General features: G+C 52.1%; 13 protein-coding genes. 6 read left to right on the top strand and 7 right to left on the bottom strand.

Going from position 1 to position 17,875, the window contains the following annotated elements:
• Window positions 1–45 precede the first annotated feature (45 nt).
• A complete protein-coding gene (locus tag AC27N8_RS02100; RefSeq protein WP_487063460.1) occupies window positions 46–1,143 on the top strand; it encodes a LacI family DNA-binding transcriptional regulator in 1,098 nt (365 codons plus the stop codon).
• A gap of 14 nt (window positions 1,144–1,157) precedes the next feature.
• On the opposite strand, the gene AC27N8_RS02095 is transcribed toward AC27N8_RS02100, so the two are convergent.
• From AC27N8_RS02095 to AC27N8_RS02070, 6 genes are all read right to left on the bottom strand, one after another.
• Window positions 1,158–2,849, bottom strand: a complete 1,692-nt coding sequence (locus tag AC27N8_RS02095) for a hypothetical protein (RefSeq protein WP_487063458.1) — start codon at window positions 2,847–2,849, stop codon at window positions 1,158–1,160.
• A 405-nt stretch (window positions 2,850–3,254) separates the two neighbouring features.
• Window positions 3,255–4,916 carry a protein kinase domain-containing protein gene (locus tag AC27N8_RS02090; protein ID WP_487063456.1) on the bottom strand — a complete coding sequence of 554 codons (1,662 nt, stop codon included), beginning with the start codon at window positions 4,914–4,916 and terminating at the stop codon, window positions 3,255–3,257.
• 26 nt (window positions 4,917–4,942) lie between these two features.
• Window positions 4,943–9,031: a type VII secretion protein EccCa gene (gene eccCa / locus AC27N8_RS02085; protein WP_487063454.1), complete on the bottom strand. Its 4,089-nt coding sequence runs from the start codon at window positions 9,029–9,031 to the stop codon at window positions 4,943–4,945.
• A gap of 62 nt (window positions 9,032–9,093) precedes the next feature.
• On the bottom strand, window positions 9,094–9,459 hold the full coding sequence (locus AC27N8_RS02080) for an EsaB/YukD family protein (RefSeq protein WP_487063452.1): 366 nt from the start codon (window positions 9,457–9,459) through the stop codon (window positions 9,094–9,096).
• Window positions 9,460–9,723: 264 nt separating this feature from the next.
• A complete protein-coding gene (locus tag AC27N8_RS02075; protein WP_487063450.1) occupies window positions 9,724–10,014 on the bottom strand; it encodes a WXG100 family type VII secretion target in 291 nt (96 codons plus the stop codon).
• A 190-nt stretch (window positions 10,015–10,204) separates the two neighbouring features.
• A complete protein-coding gene (locus AC27N8_RS02070) occupies window positions 10,205–11,734 on the bottom strand; it encodes a TIR domain-containing protein (protein WP_487063448.1) in 1,530 nt (509 codons plus the stop codon).
• A 180-nt stretch (window positions 11,735–11,914) separates the two neighbouring features.
• Between AC27N8_RS02070 and AC27N8_RS02065 the strand changes: the two genes are divergently transcribed.
• The 5 genes from AC27N8_RS02065 (at window position 11,915) to AC27N8_RS02045 (ending at window position 16,800) form a co-directional block, all read left to right on the top strand.
• Window positions 11,915–12,682, top strand: coding sequence for a hypothetical protein (locus AC27N8_RS02065; RefSeq protein ID WP_487063446.1), 768 nt, complete (start codon window positions 11,915–11,917; stop codon window positions 12,680–12,682).
• Between the two features lie 31 nt (window positions 12,683–12,713).
• Window positions 12,714–13,556, top strand: coding sequence for a protein phosphatase 2C domain-containing protein (locus AC27N8_RS02060; RefSeq protein WP_487063444.1), 843 nt, complete (start codon window positions 12,714–12,716; stop codon window positions 13,554–13,556).
• A gap of 30 nt (window positions 13,557–13,586) precedes the next feature.
• Window positions 13,587–14,513, top strand: a complete 927-nt coding sequence (locus AC27N8_RS02055) for a hypothetical protein (protein ID WP_487063442.1) — start codon at window positions 13,587–13,589, stop codon at window positions 14,511–14,513.
• A 179-nt stretch (window positions 14,514–14,692) separates the two neighbouring features.
• On the top strand, window positions 14,693–15,028 hold the full coding sequence (locus AC27N8_RS02050; RefSeq protein WP_487063440.1) for a hypothetical protein: 336 nt from the start codon (window positions 14,693–14,695) through the stop codon (window positions 15,026–15,028).
• A gap of 113 nt (window positions 15,029–15,141) precedes the next feature.
• Window positions 15,142–16,800: a hypothetical protein gene (locus AC27N8_RS02045; RefSeq protein ID WP_487063438.1), complete on the top strand. Its 1,659-nt coding sequence runs from the start codon at window positions 15,142–15,144 to the stop codon at window positions 16,798–16,800.
• Between the two features lie 182 nt (window positions 16,801–16,982).
• On the opposite strand, the gene AC27N8_RS02040 is transcribed toward AC27N8_RS02045, so the two are convergent.
• Window positions 16,983–17,675, bottom strand: coding sequence for a dienelactone hydrolase family protein (locus AC27N8_RS02040; RefSeq protein ID WP_487063436.1), 693 nt, complete (start codon window positions 17,673–17,675; stop codon window positions 16,983–16,985).
• Between the last annotated feature and the right edge of the window lie 200 nt (window positions 17,676–17,875).

Here is a 17,875-nt window from a genome sequence, read left to right as displayed (position 1 = left end):
TATCTTTATTGACTTGCAGTGTAAACTCTAGAAAAGCGTATCGTCATGGATAGAGAGATCGGGAAAGTATCTGTGGAAGTAGAGAAACAAATAGAGCAGGAGCCAGGAAATAGCCATCATGTCGTAACCTTACGCGATATCGCTGAGCAAGCAGGGGTGTCGGTAGGGACGGTATCGCTGGTGCTGAATGAGAAAAAAGGAATTGCGTCAGCAACGCGGCAACGTGTCTTCGAGGCAGCACAACTTCTGGGGTACGAACAAACTGTACGCCGTAGCTCAACGAACCAGCCGACGATTAATATTATTATTGAACGCTTGCCGGTTGTACCGACCTCTGATCCATTTAACAAAGCTATTTTGATGGGGATTGATGAGGTTGCTCGGCGCGAGAATTATCGCGTCGTCTTCGAATTTGTTTCACCGACAGATATTCCTCAGGCAAGCCATTGGGAACGCAATACGATTGCCGGCCTGATCGTTTTAGGGGGAGGCGATCTGAGTCACGAATGGGTGCAAGGTGCTCTAGAGAGTCATTTGCCGGTCGTCATGGTTGATCACTTTATTCCACAATTAGAATTACCTGCCATTGTCCCCGATAACTTCGCGGGCGCGTATGCCGCCACACAGTATCTGATCGAGATGGGACATGAACGCATCGGTTTTATTCGCGGTCCCTCGAAATATTGGACCCTTGGTGAAAGACAAGCCGGGTATATGCTGGCCATGCAGCGAGCTGGCTTCGGACCAGATCCTCAACTCGTTCCACCACGGGTCTCACATAAAGAGATTAAAGGCTATGGCGAGACGCAATTATTGCTAGATCTACCTGAGCCGCCCACCGCTATTTTTGCTGTGAGCGATAAAGCGGCCATCGGTGCGTATCGAGCTGCCTCCGAACGTGGCCTATCGATACCGAAGGATCTCTCTGTCATCGGCTTTGACGACATTGATGAAGCACAAATGCTCCATCCCGCGCTGACATCGGTACAGGTACCAGGAGCCACCATGGGTCACGTCGCCGTTGAGCGCCTCCTTAATTTGATAGAAGTGCCCGATCAGGATGCAAGTATCTCATCCATCAAATGGACCATTCCTACAAAACTGATTAAACGTGGTTCGGTGCGCAGTCTTCGAGAAGATTGAATCAGGACAGGACATCAATGCGTCTCCTTCTTATAGACATCAAATGAAGGATAGAGGTGAATGCGGGTGTTCTGAATAATAATCTCCTGTTGTGCGAATGGTGGGTGAGAGAGCGTCAAAGGTGTATCTTTGCGCAGCTTGTTGTAGAGTGATTGGATCGGGTTGGCGTCGTCAGCTCCGAATGCGTACGCGTTCGTCAGGCGCAATACTTGTGCCCAGGTGCCCCAGGCCGCACGCGTATCGAATTCGGGTCCGTCAAAGAAGTGTGCAAGATAGCGTCCAAGCACGAAGATGTAGACGTTCTGCGCTCTGAGATGCTTGACTTGCCTGGCTTCAAGACGATTGAGCAGGGCGTTGGCTCCATTGCGTTTTATCCATTCAGACGAGGCCAGTACCTGCTTCTTTGCTCCATAGAAGTAATCGCGCTGGCGCGTCCGTTCCTGTGACGAGTACGTAAAGGGATCTTGCGACTTGAGTTCGAACAAGGCCAAGGCTCCAGTTTTGCGATCGAAAATGAGCGCATCGATATCCGTGGCGGGCGAGCCTTTTGCGCCTCGCAATCCTACGGGACCAACGCTTTTCACGAAGCGTTTATCCGCAAAGAGGGCGTAGACGTCCTGGCGAAAGACTTCTTCGCGCAGGTAGGATGCCGTGTGATAGTCATAAGAGGATCTCCGCTTCAATTCACGCTTGAGAAAGAAAAGCGGCTCGGTCAGCAATCCCGCCAGCGACCAGACGCGATGTTCGTCGTCGAGGCGGAGCAATGGAGGTGCGGGAACATCAATTGCCGAACAGTGATATGAGACGTTTTCAGCATCGAGCGTATAGACGTCCAGTGCGAGACGTACGGTGCTGCGGTCCAGATTAAGAGCGGTAGCCAGAGCCTCTATCAGCGACGCGTCACGTTGTGGCATGGCCAGATACCCTCTGGGCGCAAGCTCGGGATGACGTATCCGCATGGTTGTACATATATCGCTGTATTTCAATGCATATCCAATCAGAGTACTCAGTACCTCGCGGTATGCAGCAAATGTGCCGCCACCAATTGTGGTTACAGGCGGATATTCAGCGGAGCCGATCATCATCTCGACAGAGAGTACGCCGAGACGCTGATAATAGTTGTCGAGTGTGCGCGTCGTCTGGTAGATGTCTGCTATATCGCCATCCCATTGCTCGGTCCAGATGTCTAATTGCGGCTGTATCAACTGCTTTTCCTGCTGAAGCGCCTGCCATGCGGTATCAAAGATCTGTGCACGCTGTTGGGTCCACCAGTTCAGATCGGCGCGTTCGCGCCACTCCGTCGGCATTTTCTGGCGCGCAATCCAGGCATGATAAGCAGTGTCGCTGCCCTGCTGTATGCGTAGAAAGCCAGCTTGGCTGTAGTTCAACACTCGCTCACCTGCGGCCAGACGATTACATGTTTGTAGGAGCATATCGGCCCAGCTATCGGATATGTTATCAGGTTTCAGAGGCGAACTGTGGAAAGTCGTGTCAGCAAAGCAGAGGGAAAGTGCTTGCTGCCAACCATCTGTATGACAGGATGTGGCGTGTCGCTCGCTGCTCCTTGACTCAAGGAAATGCCAATTGTGGGCGCGAGTAAGAGCCAGCAGGCTGCTTTGTCTGTCAGAGGGAAAAGTGCGTTGTAGCGATGCATATTGTGCGTCGAGCAGTTGGTGTAACTGTTCTTGTGTGGGAGATAAACTCATCTTTGCTCCTTCGTTTGTGTCGCAAAAAGAAACAACCAGGTAGAAGCGATAGCCGAACGGCGATCACTGCATGATGTGAAATGTAGGTATCCTGATTATTCCCTAGCACACCGGCGAAGAAGACATTGGCCTGAGTACCTCCTGGTTTTTGATGCTCTGACTATATCATACGCTGTGGCCTGGGACAAGCAGAAAGAGGTCGAGCGTAGCGAAGACGTGGATGTCCCACTCGACCGTACAGATCAGGTGTCCCCAGCGTGGCGTGCCGCAATCCCGCTGTCTCGTACGAGCCACTGGGACATCGGACGCAAGCGTCCGACGCTACAGGTGTCTTCGCTGCGCTCGACACTGATGCACCCTTGTCCTTCGTCTTCTGAGATCCATGCTGGCTGGTGAGCTTGCGCGTTAGCAGTAACCCAGAGAATGCCAGGTGAGTGGACCTACCTGTCCATCGACTTCGAGACCCTTGGCACTTTGATAGTCTTTGACCGCCGATTGCGTTAATGTGCCGAAATCTCCATCCACTTGAAGAGGCGGAGAAAAGTTGAAGGGCGAGTTGGTGAAATCGTGCGCGGCATAATGGTTCTTGAGTGCCGCTTGCAACGTTGTCACCCATGATCCCTTGGAGCCATACTGAATCTGCGCGGGACAGGGTACAGGCGTCGGCGTTGGCGTCGGTTTGGGAGCAGGTTTCGGTGTTGGTGTTGGTGCCGATTTTGGAGGTATCACCACTTGCGGCGCCGTCGATTGTACGACTAGCGGTGGCGTGGTGGGTTGGACGCTGGAAGTTGTCGGATGCGCGGTGGCGCGATGTGTGGGTGTGGCTTTGACTGCGTGCTTCGCTGTCGGCGACGGTGTTGTCTTGACGATGCTTGTACTTGCGCTTGTGCTTGTCGCGGCTATTTGAGCTGTGGGCGTCGTGGCGATCGTGGCGATGCTCCCGCGTTGATTCGCATAGACAAGCGTGCTCGCGATGATGAGCAGGACAATTAAAGCGATCATGACCATACTAATCCTTTTGCTCCAGGAGTAGCGTGTCGGTGCCTTCACGCTGGTCGGCTGAATTGTCAGAGGATCGTCGGGAATTGTATCTGAGATCACATGGAATGATTGTGCCTCTTCGTCTGGATCAGTAGTATCCGCTGCATGAGAGGCTTGTCCATTGGTGGCGATTTGTGGCTGACTACTCTCTTTCGCTACACTTGGTGTGGACGCAAGCAGTACGCCGTTGGCGGCAAGCGGGGCGATGTGTTCAGGCTGACTTGCTGCCTCTAAGGCGGTTGCGAATGCGTGTATGCTTGCGAAGCGTTGTTTAGGGTCCTTGGCCAGCGCGATCATGACGACCTGCTCTACCTCCGGTGGCAGATCGGGGACGTATTGACTCATGGGTGCAGGTACCGCCGACTGGTGTTGAGCCCACATCTCGATGACCGTTCCATGAAAGGGACGTTCTCCACAGAGCCATTCATAGACCATGATGCCCAGGGCATATTGATCGCTGGCCAGTTGTGGCTTTCCCTGTAGTTGTTCCGGTGCGACGTAGGCGACGGTTCCGGCTACGGAATTGGCCAAGCTCTGAGAATAGGACGTTTGAGCGATCAAGGCCACTCCGAAATCGCTCAGTAGCAAGTTGTCTTTCTGGCCGATGAGGATGTTGCTAGGCTTGAGATCACGATGGATGAAGTTTTGATCGTGCGCACCCTGCAAGCCCTCGGCGATCTGGTTGACATAATCAACGACGGTGGCGAGCGGTAATTTCGTTTGAGCTGGATGACGTTGTCGCAGGTTGCCGTGGGGAGCGTACTCCATGATCAAGAAGGGTGTACCGTCTTCGACGCCAAAGTCGAGCAGGCGGATAATGTGAGGATAGGAAAGGCTGGCTAAGGTACGCGCTTCGTTGAGGAAGTTCTCACGATGCTCGTCGATCATGCGGGCATACAGGATTTTGACGGCCGCAGAGCTGCCCAGATGCACGTGCTCTCCCAGATAGACATCGGCAAAGCCTCCCTGACCGATTAAACGCAGGAGGCGATACGATCCAAATTGTTGTCCAACATAGTCTGTCATCGCTCAAACTCTTTTCTTCTCAGGTGCTAGAGCACTTCTGTATTTGTTATCTGTACCTGCATGGCTGGTGCACCACGGCGCACGAGATAAGCGCGTCCAGTCGGTAACTTGTCGGAGGCACTCTGTTTATGCAATACCTGACGTCCCTCGACTGGATCTCCGCGCATGATGAGCCCGGGGCTTTCCATATTTTTGATGCTGCGATAGATAGGATCATAGCTGGCACGTCCGATTTCTACGATGCGACGCGCCAGAATCACATGAAAGCCAATCTCTTTTGCGGGCTGTAGTAAGGCTTCAAGTGGATTAAGGGGATTCCCCGATTGTGGGGTCTGGGTGGCGACCATTTCGTAGTCGTCAACGAAAAGATAGTAGTGGGTGCCATCCCATGTCCTTGAGCCCTCATCAGTCGGTGCTGCGTTTTTTGTCTGACGCCGTTCACACTCTGCATTGAGCATTTGGACGCATTCTTTGATCTTGTCGAGCGAGGAGGCGTACGCAAGCACGTGTTTGCTCTCTGCGAGACTGAACAAGGATTTGCGATAATCGATAATCATAATTTGTGCCTGCTCCGGTGTGTAGTAGCGTTGTATCCCGGTAATCCAGGTGCGGAGCAGCGTCGTTTTTCCACACTCGCGGTCGCCCAGGATTAAGAAGTGTGGATCGTCGTGTACCATGTCGGCAAAGACTGGACTGATATTGGCCTCTTCTAAACCCAGTGGTATCCCTTGTGTTAGCGCGTTCACCGTTGCAGGCATATCTCCCCAGCGCACTTCCGGCGGCAAGACCCGGATTTTTGGTGCCGCTGGCCCTTTCCAGGATGCCCGCACTTTTTGGATAAATGTCTCCAGTTGCTTTTGCATGGCAAAGAGTGAGACATCATGAGTACTTTGCTCTCCGACCAGCGGCAACGCCGTCTGGAAGTGTAATTTTTCTGGCAATAAACCTCGTCCTGGTGTCTCCATCGGAATCATTGCCGCACTTTTGCGATCAAATTCCGAATCATTGGTATCATTTAAGCGCAGCTCCAGGCGCGTGCCGATGTTGCTGCGCAAGCGTGTGCGAATGTCTGTCCACTGATTGGCCGTTAAGATTACATGCACGCCATAGGTGAGTCCGCTGGCGATCAGCGATGTCACTTCTGCAATGCTGGCAGGATCGTTGGTCTCGCACTCGTTCTGAAACTGTCCAAAGTTGTCTATAATGAGAAAGACGTCGCCATAGCGCTCCTGTGAAAATTTTCCTTGTCGACGTAATTGCCGATAGCTTGCCATGCCATCGATCTCGTACTGCGCAAATAACGTCTCACGCTCGACGACGATCCGCTGGATGCGTCTCAGCACGCGCTGCTGCTTATCTCTGTCCGCTCGGCTACAGATAGCTCCCACATGGGGGGCATGCTCAAAGAGGCGCAGCAAACCGCCTCCAAAGTCAATCCCGTAGATCTGCACCTCTTGTGGCGTATGAGTCACCATCAAGGAGGTCATCAAGGTACGCAGTAAAGTGCTTTTGCCCGCCTGAGGCGCTCCGATCACGACGAGATGGCCACCCAGGCCAGCGAAATCGAGGATTAAGGGATCTTGCACCTGTTCCGCAGGTCGATCAATCATGCCGATCGGGACGCAGAGAGGTCCAAACGGGGCGCGTGCGGGAAACGAAGAGCCATCCAGTTTGCCCTGACCACTGCGCCGGAGCACCTCGGCGAGGAGGATGCGCTCACTTAAAGGAGTCTGCCAGACCGCATGGACTCGCCAACCGTTGGTCGGCGCTGGCGCTTGACTGATCTTCTCTATTACCATCTGGAGCTCGGTGCGTGTTTCTGCCGCTGCTTGCTTTGTCTGTCTGGCATGCTCGGTCTGGGCAATGGGAGGAAGCAACTGGCCGGTCTCTGTAAAGGTGCGAAAGAGCATGATAGGATCGATATTGCGCTGGCTGAGTGGGATATAAGGTAAAGAAATGAGGGCCGTTTTAAAGCTGGTATAGATATCCTCATCCACTTTAAAGTAGCCACTGCCTGGCGATGGCGGCAGGTAGTAGGCATCAGGGGTACCGATCACGGCGCTACTTTCATCAGCTTTAAAGGTGCGTAAGGCGATGCGATAACGTAAGTGACCTTCCAGGGTCCTGATACGTCCCTCGTCGACGCGCTGCGTGGCAAGCATCATATGCATTCCCAGACTGCGTCCAACCTGACCAAACTTGGTGAAGAGCGCCAGGAAATCTTCATAGTGCGCGATCAATTGAGCGAACTCGTCGACAATGATAATCAAGTAGGGCATTGGCTCCAGCACGGGATTCTGACGCCATTTTTTCTGATACTGCGCGATGTTCGGTAGGTTGCCGGCCTGGCTGAGTAGATTCTGGCGGCGCTGTTGCTCGCCTTGCAGTGAGGCATACATGCGGCTGATCAAGAGTGGATCGTTCTCCAGGTTGGTGATGATCCCCGCGACGTGGGGGAGATGCTCAAATTCGGCAAAGGCAGCACCAGCTTTGAAATCGATCAGCACAAAGTTAACCGTGTAAGGATCGTGGGCCAGCGCCAGGCTGGTGACAACTGTTCGTAACAATTCGCTTTTGCCTGATCCTGTAGCCCCAATCACCAGCCCGTGAGGTCCAAAACCGCCTGAAGCCATCTCTTTGAAGTCAAGCAAGAGAGGTCCATTTTTCTGCAAGCCAATCGGAACGCGTAGCAGTTGCTGCTCGGTGCGCTTGCGCCAGAGTTCCGCCACCTGGAGCGTCTCGATGGCCTCGATGTTGTGCGTCTGTAAGAGCCCGACGTTTTGTGAGAAGTCCAGATTGGCCTCTCCATCAACGAGATGAAGCGGCGCTAAGCTGCGCGCAATGCGGGCGCATTGGCTCACATCGATGGCGTCCGGCGTGATGAACTCGATATCGGAGCCGCCGAGAAACGTTTCCTGGTAGGAGAGATAGGCGTCACGGAAGGTGGTCGCAATGGAAAGGCGGCTTCGGAGTATCGGTGGCTCCTGCTCTTTGGCTGTGACCAGGCAGAGGATGGTAATCCCGAGCTGAACGGCGTCGCGCATGATCGGTTCAAGTTCGGGCACGCGGGCGAGCAACCTGGGCGTAAAGTCGTCAAATATGAAGACGAGATGCTTGAACTTGAGTGGCTGATCACGCATCTCCTGCTTTTTTTCTTTGAGCAGCTTGTAGCGGAGCTCTAGCTCTGGCTTGATCTGTGTCTCGAAGAGCTCTTGCACCTGCTCGACGTTATCGGCTAGCAAGCATAAAGGGTCCGTGTCTGTTGGATGCTCCAGGCTGACCTGGCGCAAGCGATGCGTATGCGGGAGCCACTTGAGCCAGCTCCATTCCGCTGCGGCAGCAGAGGGGAAATAGGCGAGCAGGCCTACTTCATCGGGAGCATGGAACGTCATCAGCTGGCCGACGATGCTGCGCACCAGAGGACGGGTCGCCGCATGTGGTCCGACTACCGAGATTGATCCCTGGGTTTTGAGCGAGATGACCAGCGGCTGGCTATCAAGATGGCTGTTCCGATTGACCAGATCGCGTACTTCTTGCAGGATGGCAGGATCAGCCTGTGTCTTATAGTCTTCTTTGAAGCTCAGTGTACAACAGTGGGCCACCGGCGCGACTCCGATGCGCACCGAGAGGAAATCCTCATCCGTGGGACGACGCTCCCAGAGCACCTGTCGCTGTTCAACGAGCAGCGATAAGTTGGACTGTTCTGGATAGAGGCGCGTATTGTGCTGTACCTGGAGCTTACTGAGTTCGGTGATTCGGCGCTGGATACTATCAAGGTAGCCTCGATAGGCTTCGTTGCTCGCTTTCTGCTGCTTTTTCTGCGTCCTCTGCTGAAAATACATGGAAAGGAACATCAGGCCAATCGACAATGGCATGATGCAGATCTCGGCAATGATGATCAGTGGGTTGGGAGAACCTCTTTCAACGCTTAAGTAAGATATCATCGAGACGAGCATCATCAACATGCCAGAGACCGGATAGAGATATTGAACCATTGAAGCCGCTTTTCCGTTCTGGTTTTGGAGTGTTTGTGGCGGCGCTTCAATTTGGATCTGTTCGTTGGGTAGGGGAACTGGATAATTTCTGACCGGTCGGTAGAATGTCGTTTGTGTCATAAATGCTCTCTACTTTGCATTAGTCATTATCGATACATACGGCTCGATTTTATAATGGGTCTTTAGCGTATATTCCAGCGCACCCCGATATTGCCTGTCTGCTCTCCGGGCTCGATATCGACCGGCTGAAATGTCGGCTGAGACTCTGGCGTCGCTTGCGATCGCGGCGGTGAAGAGGCATCCTGTAAGAGTAAGATGCTCCCATCGACAACGCCAGCATCAAGGAGCGAAGCCAACACTGGTAATGTGGTATTCGAGTGCGCGACGGAGAGTGTCCATCTGGCTCTGCCGGATGGCGACGTCGATGAGGCTTGGAAATTACAAACTTTCAAGACCAGCGGAATGAAATTCCCAACTGGTATCTCGGCCGGCACCTGAAGATCGAAGCTCTGCTCAAATCCAATAATTGTCACAAGTAATGTCTGCATCGCCTTATTCTTTAATATAGCCATGAGCAATTTATACAAAATATAGATATATATCGTAAGAGATCACGCTCGCCAACGTAGCGCCGTGGTCTTGTGCCCGGCGGCCAGTTCACTTACGAAAACGTCCCCCATCGCCGATCGTCCATATCATCTTGCAGCATTGGACGGCAAAAAGGAACGTTACGTACGTCACGAGGCCGCCGGGCACAAGACCACGGCGTTACGTTGGCTGGCTTGACCTTTTCAGAGGAATGGTAAGGATGGCTAAAATCTGAATGCTCGCTGGATCTGGCCATCCAAATCGTCGTATCCCAGGCCGGCGCTGTGGACTTTGCTGGCAATGGTCTCAAGGACCTGTTTGATATCGTTAACGTCTTTACTCCACTCGCTCATCAAATCCACAAACTGAGAAGCGGCTGGACCTGTCCATAGTGATTGAAGTTCATCGATGGTGCCGCTGACAGTCGTGAGCAGATCTCCCAGTTCAACTGACTGCTGCGAAAACTTGGCGGCACCGCTCTGTATTCCTGCTGTATCCGCGTGAATATCGGGCATAGTAAACTCCTCTCATATAAGAAAAAATGTTCAGGATTAAAAGTATATCAGGATAAGTCTACTAGAACAAGACTATCACCTATTTTTACCACGCGCCTATATTGATGTTCCTCAAGCAAAGGAGAGAAAAGGTCGATCAAACATTTTCTACTAAAAAAGCTTTATGTAAAAGCTCGATGTAAGATCAGCTTTAGGGATTGGGATTGTCTGAGCTCCAGACTTTCGCGTATTTGAAGGCTACCTGCGTGGTGAAATCCTGGTTGGGACCGCTGGCGACGACGCCGATACTGCCGGCTGTCCGATTATGGCTGTCCTGTATGGACACAATATGTTGCAGGTTCACATAGAAATCCAATGTCTGCTGATTGGCATTTACGCTGATCAGATTGGCCTGATGTAAGCCTTGTTTAATCGCCGGACTAAAGCCGCCGGCGATCTGATAATCCAGATTGTTATTGTCGTTGCGTGTTATGACGTAGTTCCCATTCACGGTAATTTCGAATTTGAAATAGCTATGTTGTGCGATACTGGCACGAATAATCAGTCCTCCGGCCTGTCCTTGCTCAAGCGTCATCTGTACCTGGTAGGTCAGATTGGCATAGCTGGTCTTAGTTGCCAGGCAGCTGCCAGGACCATTTGATTGCAGGAGGTAGGCTTGATGGGCAAAGTGACAGCTCATGGACTGCGCGTTTGTGAGATTGTCCCAGCCATAATCGCCTGCCGTGGAGTTACCGTCGAGAGTATCGTTGACGACCAGCTTATTCGAGGTGCCATAGGGATTTTGTTGCGATTGCGTGGCCGAAAGGATCTCCGTATTCAGCTGATTGGTAAAGGCTGATGGAAGTACCGAGGGGGTGGGCTGAATGATGGCACTCGTTGTTTGGCTCTCTCTTCCCCAGATAAGTACGACAAGCGCCAGGATGATTGTAATGACCTGGATAGCCGAGAAAATAATAATCCATACGGGCGGTATGTGATACTTTGAGATAAGTGGGGCTGGCCGATCTATCTGTGCCTGCTTAGATTTGCTGTTCTGGGATCTCGCTTTCGGCTCTTGCGGTTGCTTCGCTGGTGCGATCTTCGTAGCAGGCCAGCGAGGCTGTTGCTGATCCAGAGTGGGAGAGAGATGCTCCTCCAATAATGGATCGATATTGGATGAAGCAGCGGTCCGCTGCGGCTGTCTGGGTACGATGGAAGCCGTTTTGGCCGTGACATCATCTGTTTTTGTTGGTCCCGCTTGATTGAATGAGCGGCGTATTTCTGCGGGCGCGACAAAAGTCTCATCTGGATCTTTCTCAAGCGTAAACAGGTCGAGGTCCAGTAAGAGCTTATCCCTGGCTCTCAAGTAATCCTGAGAAGCGTCGAAGCTGCGAAGCCTGCTTACGTTACGGGGCTCTTCATCCGCTGCGGAAGAGGCGATGATGAAGCGCAGTACTTCTTTGACGCGTCCTTGCGCGACCAGGGTCAGGGCAAGGTTAACGGTGGATTGGACGCGTGGAGATTGGAGCGCTTCTGCATTCTGTACGATGACGATGTATTGGCATAGTGGCAGTTCCTTATAGAGGAATTGCATAAAGTTTTCGTCAAAAATGCTCTCACTGGCAATGACCACCTCTACTTTGGCAGCTTGTAGATCCAGGATAAGCTTTGCTGCCATGTCTTTTTCCTGGCGCGATGATTTTGCGGTCGCATAACTGACAAAGATACGCGTTGACGTCATATGATCTCCTCGAAAAAAGTCTAATAATTTCTTGCCCGCGTGTCCTATTACTGGTACAATGGGGGTCAAAAACGGCTCAAGCATGTCTTGCCTATCCCAGTATAAATCCTATGTCCAGAAAAAGGCGGCCTACGCTGCGCTCGTGCTCGAAGGTACTAATGAGGAGTCAGTTGAAAAGCGATGGAACACTATTTACAGCCAGCAACGAGGCTTACGCCAGCTCTCGTTATCTATCTCATTGACGCAAGCGCATCTATGAATGATGCCTGCGGACACGGGTTAACAACGAGCAAAATAGATCTGGTTAACGCAACCTTGCGAGAGGGCATCAAGGCGATGGTTTTCCGCTCTATGAGAGATAACAAAGTACAGCCGCGCTATCATATAGCCATATTGGCTTACAGCACGACGGTGCTCGATATTCTGCAAGGTATTCGTACTCTGCCAGAGCTGATGCGGGTTGGTGGTCCACCGGAGCTATTGGCCGGTGGCGAGGATACAGATACGGCGGCCGGCTTCAGTGCGGTAGAGGATCTTCTGCAACAGCATCTGGAGACCTATCGCGGTAGTCCGGCTCCACTTGTGTGTCATCTGACGGATGCATTACGCACGACGCAAGATCCAGCTCCCATCGTGCAGCGTATTCAGAAGATGCGCGTTGATGATGGTCCTGTACTGGTGGAGAATGTGTTGATGACGACGAAGCTGTTGCGCAAGCCGGTGGAGAATTGGCAGCAGTGGGAGGGCGTCCTGCGAGCGAAAGATATTGCGGATAATTATGCTCGCCTCTTATTCTCGCTCTCATCGACCTTACCAGAGACGTATCGTCAAAATATCAATCGATCGGCAGGCTATCAACTTCAGAAGGGGGCGGCACTTTTTTTCCCTGGCACGCAAGCGGAACTGATGCGTTTAGCTATCGCTGCCTCTTCGGCCACGCAGTTATAGGTCAGTCTATGCCTGATAAGGAGTCTTTACTGTGCTCGATGCCAATACGCACCAGCGGAAAGATTTTTCTGTGATTGAGACCTCGCTTCGTACTGATACCTCTGTGTACAGTCCATTTGAGCCGCTGCTCTCCATTCGCTGCCTCTCGACACGCTGCCTCGAATCTCAATTGGAGGGATTGCCCAATCAGGATTTCGTGCGGCTTGTGATCTCTTGGCGTACAGCATCGCTCTGCTTTTGCGTATGCGATGGCATTGGAAGTTCCTATCAGGGACACTTCGCTGCACGCTACTTTGCTCGTCGTATGGTTAAGTGGCTCCAGACCTTGCCGCACATTCCTCAAGATCCGCTGATCTTGCAGCCCGCGCTGCGTGCAAGCTTTTCGCTCTGGGCCGAGAGCGGTCAGAGGACGCTCTCGCGTTTGAGGCTGCCCACCGAACTCTCCGCCTGGGAGCGTGAGATTGTCAATGAGCAACGCGATCGCTATGGCAGCGGGACGGTGTTTCTCGCTGGACGCATCGATTACGCCACCACAACCACGACGCCAGCATATATGCCTGCGCTCTTTTGCTGGATGGGAAACGTGACCGGTTATTCCTTCATCGGACAGAATCAGTATCGAGAGTTGGGCGATCGTGGCGATGATACACAACGCTGGTCGACGAAGCAGGGGAGCCAGGGACAGACGACCGTGTGTACCAGTACGCTGTATCGGGCCGATCCGTTGGTTATTCATACTGATGGACTCGATCCAATCGGGCCGGATCTACTCCATCTGGACGAAGCAGAGCTACAAGCGCGGATGCACTCTTTGTTGCAGCAACCTCGCAATGATGATATGACCTTACTTAAATTGTGCTGGAATAACGTATAAGCGCAAGAGCTAAAAAAAGATAGGCGATCAATGAATGTGTTTGGTCCGGAGCTTCATACAAAGCTGGTGATTGGAAAACAGAGCTATCGATATTTGCCTCATCCGATCATCTCGGATGAGGTAAATAAAATTGTACGCATGCAGACAACCACATATCAGCTTCAAAACGAGGCTGATAAAACTCTCTGGGCCTTAAAGGTGCCAAATCCCGGAGCCGTTGATGCATCGATTGAGCAAGCGGTCGTCCGACAGAATCCCTTTGGCTCTCTGCCGGGATTGGCGGTAGCGAAGCGTGTCTGCCTGCTGAAAGCGACCTTTCCGGAATTGATTGCAGCGTATCCGGGGCTGGAGTACAGTATTCTGATGCCCTGGGTGTCAGGTCGCACATGGGCGGGCTTTATGGATGATGGAGCTCTTTCCGCGCAGTATTCTCTCGCACAGGCCAAAGAGTTAGCTCTTACGATGGGCTATGTGTTATGGAATCTGGAGCTACATGGGCTGACTCATACCGATATTGCAGGCGATAACGTCATCGTGGTGGGCTACAAGCATGTCGAATTGATAGATCTTGAGGGTCTGTATCTCAAAGGGATGCCACCTGTCGCGCGACCGGCTAAGGGATGGAATGGCTATCAACATCCACGCCTTGACGCTCAGGGTCAGAGTTGCCTCGAAGGCGATCGTTTTGCCGGCGCGATGTTGCTGGTGGAGATGTTGACATGGTGGAATCCATTGATTCGTGCGTTAACGGATGGCGAGTCCCTCTTCCAATTCAAACAGGCTCGCGCTCGCGAGGAGATGACTCAGCGCTTGAGGGCAGTACGTCAGATACTGCGAGGTATCAATCCGGTCCTGCACGAGCTGTTTGAACAAGCCTGGTATTCATCGAATCTGGCGCGCTGCCCGGATTTTCAAACCTGGATTATGTGCCTGCTGCGTGTCCGCTGGGATGGTTAAATTCGGCTACGTTGACCAAACGTCTCTTGTTTATCGACAGGAAGCTATGGTACAATCTTTGCATCTTTGCATGTATAATTGATATTTGAATCAAATAGCCTTACCGGAACTTTCCACAAAGTTTTGCCAGCAGATAGAAATAGTTTGAGCGCAGCTAGTTGCGTAAGGAGGATGCGACCGTGGCATTAGAAGAATTTCAAATCGATACCATTTCGATCGAGGATCTGGGCAATTCGATTATTAATAGCGCGAAGAACGAGCAAACTTCGACGGAACCTACCTCAATTAATAACCTTCAAAGAGATCTAAAAGGTATCATCCCTGACATGCCACATATCCTTGAAAGCGTCCTCACGCAATTCAGTACCAATTTCTGTCAGGGCTACAGTGATGTGCTGGATCAGCGCATCGCGATTGGCCATATTCTCCTCTCGACCGCCACGGCAACAGAGAAGCAGGAAGTAGCGACGGTCAATGCGTTTACGGATACTCCCCCGCAGACTTTGATCCCCTAGCCGTATAACCACAAAACGTATCAGGTATCACGAATAGAGTGGGGCAGTATCCGGGTTGTTTCTTTTCCGATCCGTCGGTAGGATACTGCAATTAGAGGAAGGACACGTGTGTCATGACTTCATTTAAGGATGTAATCAGGCCATTGACGGAGCAGCTGGAGCTCTTGAGTCAAAAAACTGGCACGGCTGTCAACACGTATAAAACAGATACAACCCAGTTTCAGCGCTATGTCACCTCGAATATAGCTGGCGTCTCCGGTCGCATCTCGTTTCTGGGGCAAGGTGCCGATGCATGTGTCGCTGCGGTCGGACGCAACGTCTCGCGAGCGCAGCATGTGATTACAAAGTTGCAGGATTTCCAGCTAGCTTGTGATCAAACCAATAAAGGGCTGGAGGAGATGTCCACACCTTTCGATAGCGAATCTTACTATCATCTGGGTGCCCACGATCTCTATGGGAGCGTCGATTTCGAGAATGCGGATCGCTATATGACCTTTCTGCCACAGTATTTTCGTGACGCTCAGGGCTATGGCGCATACGATAGCACTGATATCAATACGACCGTCATCTGGCGCATTCGCGAAGATACCTTGCCGGGCTTGAGTTCTCAATTAAATGATCTGCTCACTCCTGGCAAAGGACAGGGGATCATGGAAGATAATATTAACTATGCCGTTTCCTGTATTCAAGGAAATTTTCAGCAATATCGCTCTCAACGCCATAGTGATATGCAGAATTACTTGACCAACAAGGATCTGAGCCATGAACAATATGTCTATTATGATTCAGTTGTCGATAGCACGTATGAACTGGCAATGCATTATGTGAACGTGATTGCAAATAAGATGAAGAGTGGCTATACAGAGTGGGTGACAGAGTTCCAGGCGATTGTGGGACAGTTCCAGGTCGACGTGCTGGCCGCGTCAGAGGTTAACGAGCCGGGCGTTGGAGATTTGATCGCCGATGTTACCGCTCCTGGTATGACCGGGAAAGTCTATCTGTGGCAGACAAAGAATGGGCTGGTCGTCGTGGTTAAAGGTGGCACGACCAGCGCAGCTGTAGAGGCAGCCATCCAACAATACCTGCACAGCCATGGCCTCGACAAGAGTAACACCGCAATCACAGTGCTTGGTTATCAGGAAGGTGGAGCGGTGGCTCAGCAGATGGTTCTGGATGAGGGTGGGAAGAACTATCACGTCACCAACCTGGTCCTGGTGGGGTCCGAGTTGCAGGATAACATACCAGCCAATCTCAACACCTTTGTGTATAATGCTCCCACGAAAGAGGAGACTGAGAAGGAGTTCACAATCCTTGGACTCAAGCCGGACCAGATCGCGATTCCGGTCGCGGCGGTGGCCCTGGGTTTCCTGACCGATGGCGCTACTGATGTTGCTCTGTTGGATGTGACGAAAGAGGCAAGTTGGGATGTGGGCAAAGAATGGATTCTGGCTGAGGCCTGGAATCAGGCTGCAAATATGGGGAAGGAGCACACGCAGGAAAAGCTGACTGTAACTCCTCCTACGCCCATTTATATAGACCTCGGCGACGGTAGTGGGGTTCATCCAATCTCGCCGACCGAGGCGACTCTGCTTGCCAATAATCAATTGCCTAAAACGGCGAAGATCTACTTTGAGCAGTCCAACGTCGTGCCAGAAGAAGCAGGGGCCAACCTCAGCAACTTCACTGGTAGTTCCTATCTGAACTCGCAGCCTGTCCCTGATCCCGGCTCCGATACGCTGCCACACGGAGGGGCGCTTCCGCTCAAACCATGATCGGCTCGCGCCGCTGTCGCATTGGAGACGCCGACCAGTCGCTCGTACGGAACGCTCCCCAGGGCACGTCATTGAAGCGCTCTTAAGCCAGCTTGATCGGGCGGGAAATGGTCGGCGTGGCCAAGCCGACGCCGCTACGTTGGCTGGCCTGTCACCTAGTGCAAGGGATTATCCTGGCTGGTTTAGATGATGGGGACGAGGTGCTGGGCAAACCAGGCGCTACTCAGACGTGCTACCTCGTCAAATCCGTGCTGGCTGTCGAAAAGGGATGCTTCTCCTGCGACAATCTCGCTCTGTTTCTCTGAGGAAAAGAGGTCCAATACCTTTTGCTGACTGTTGACGGCTTCGGTGTCTTTTTCTGCGGCCAATAATAACGTTGGAGCAAGTACCCGTTGCGCATATTCCTGGACGAGATTGATCTCGCTTCCTCCCGCGACAACCGCTACGGCGATGTCTGGACGGCTTGCTGCGGCTGCTATGGCGGCTGCTCCTAAAATATTGAGGCCAAAATAGCCAATGGAGAGATTTTTCGCCGCTGATTTTTCTAAGCACCATTCGGCGGCACCAACCAGGCGTTGCTGCATAATGCCAATATTTTGTCGGAAAAAGGTTGTGCGCTGATCGAAGGCCAATTCATCGCTGGAAAAGAGATCCAGGAGCAATGTCGCGAGGCCGGATTGATAAAAGGTTCGTGTTAGTGCCACCATATTTTTGTGGTTAGTGGTACCAACGTCATCGATGCCGTGAGGTAGGATGACTAATCCACGAGCGCCCTCTGGAATGTTTAAAATGCCGGTGAGATGCACTGCCTCCGCTGCGACCTGCACCAGTTGTCCCGTATTCTCAGGCGGCGGCGTACTGTCGTTCTCTGTCATGATGTTCCTCTTTTCACAAAATATGGGTGAATGAATATATCTCTATACTGATACTACGCATACAAGTGCATAAACGACGAAAAGATTGCCTGAATATAGTCGCAGATTATGTTTAATGGTGGATTTGATCATCTCACGTGGATAACTCCTCTGCCTCCAGCGGATGTTGTGGTAGACTTTGTGTTCGTGCTACGATAGAG

This window comes from Dictyobacter sp. Z7_2 (assembly GCF_057551105.1).
The sequence above is the reverse complement of the archived record's forward strand: the minus strand, read 5'-3'. Positions and strand labels throughout refer to the sequence as shown.

Bases quoted from the DNA above. Each gene is read 5' to 3' on its own strand.
- AC27N8_RS02100 (WP_487063460.1), top strand. From the start codon at position 46: ATGGATAGAGAGATCGGGAAAGTATCTGTGGAAGTAGAGAAACAAATA.
- AC27N8_RS02040 (WP_487063436.1), bottom strand. From the start codon at position 17,675: ATGACAGAGAACGACAGTACGCCGCCGCCTGAGAATACGGGACAACTG.
- AC27N8_RS02055 (WP_487063442.1), top strand. From the start codon at position 13,587: ATGAATGTGTTTGGTCCGGAGCTTCATACAAAGCTGGTGATTGGAAAA.
- AC27N8_RS02080 (WP_487063452.1), bottom strand. From the start codon at position 9,459: ATGCAGACATTACTTGTGACAATTATTGGATTTGAGCAGAGCTTCGAT.
- AC27N8_RS02090 (WP_487063456.1), bottom strand. From the start codon at position 4,916: ATGACAGACTATGTTGGACAACAATTTGGATCGTATCGCCTCCTGCGT.
- AC27N8_RS02075 (WP_487063450.1), bottom strand. From the start codon at position 10,014: ATGCCCGATATTCACGCGGATACAGCAGGAATACAGAGCGGTGCCGCC.
- AC27N8_RS02070 (WP_487063448.1), bottom strand. From the start codon at position 11,734: ATGACGTCAACGCGTATCTTTGTCAGTTATGCGACCGCAAAATCATCG.
- AC27N8_RS02065 (WP_487063446.1), top strand. From the start codon at position 11,915: ATGGAACACTATTTACAGCCAGCAACGAGGCTTACGCCAGCTCTCGTT.
- AC27N8_RS02095 (WP_487063458.1), bottom strand. From the start codon at position 2,849: ATGAGTTTATCTCCCACACAAGAACAGTTACACCAACTGCTCGACGCA.
- eccCa (WP_487063454.1), bottom strand. From the start codon at position 9,031: ATGACACAAACGACATTCTACCGACCGGTCAGAAATTATCCAGTTCCC.
- AC27N8_RS02045 (WP_487063438.1), top strand. From the start codon at position 15,142: ATGACTTCATTTAAGGATGTAATCAGGCCATTGACGGAGCAGCTGGAG.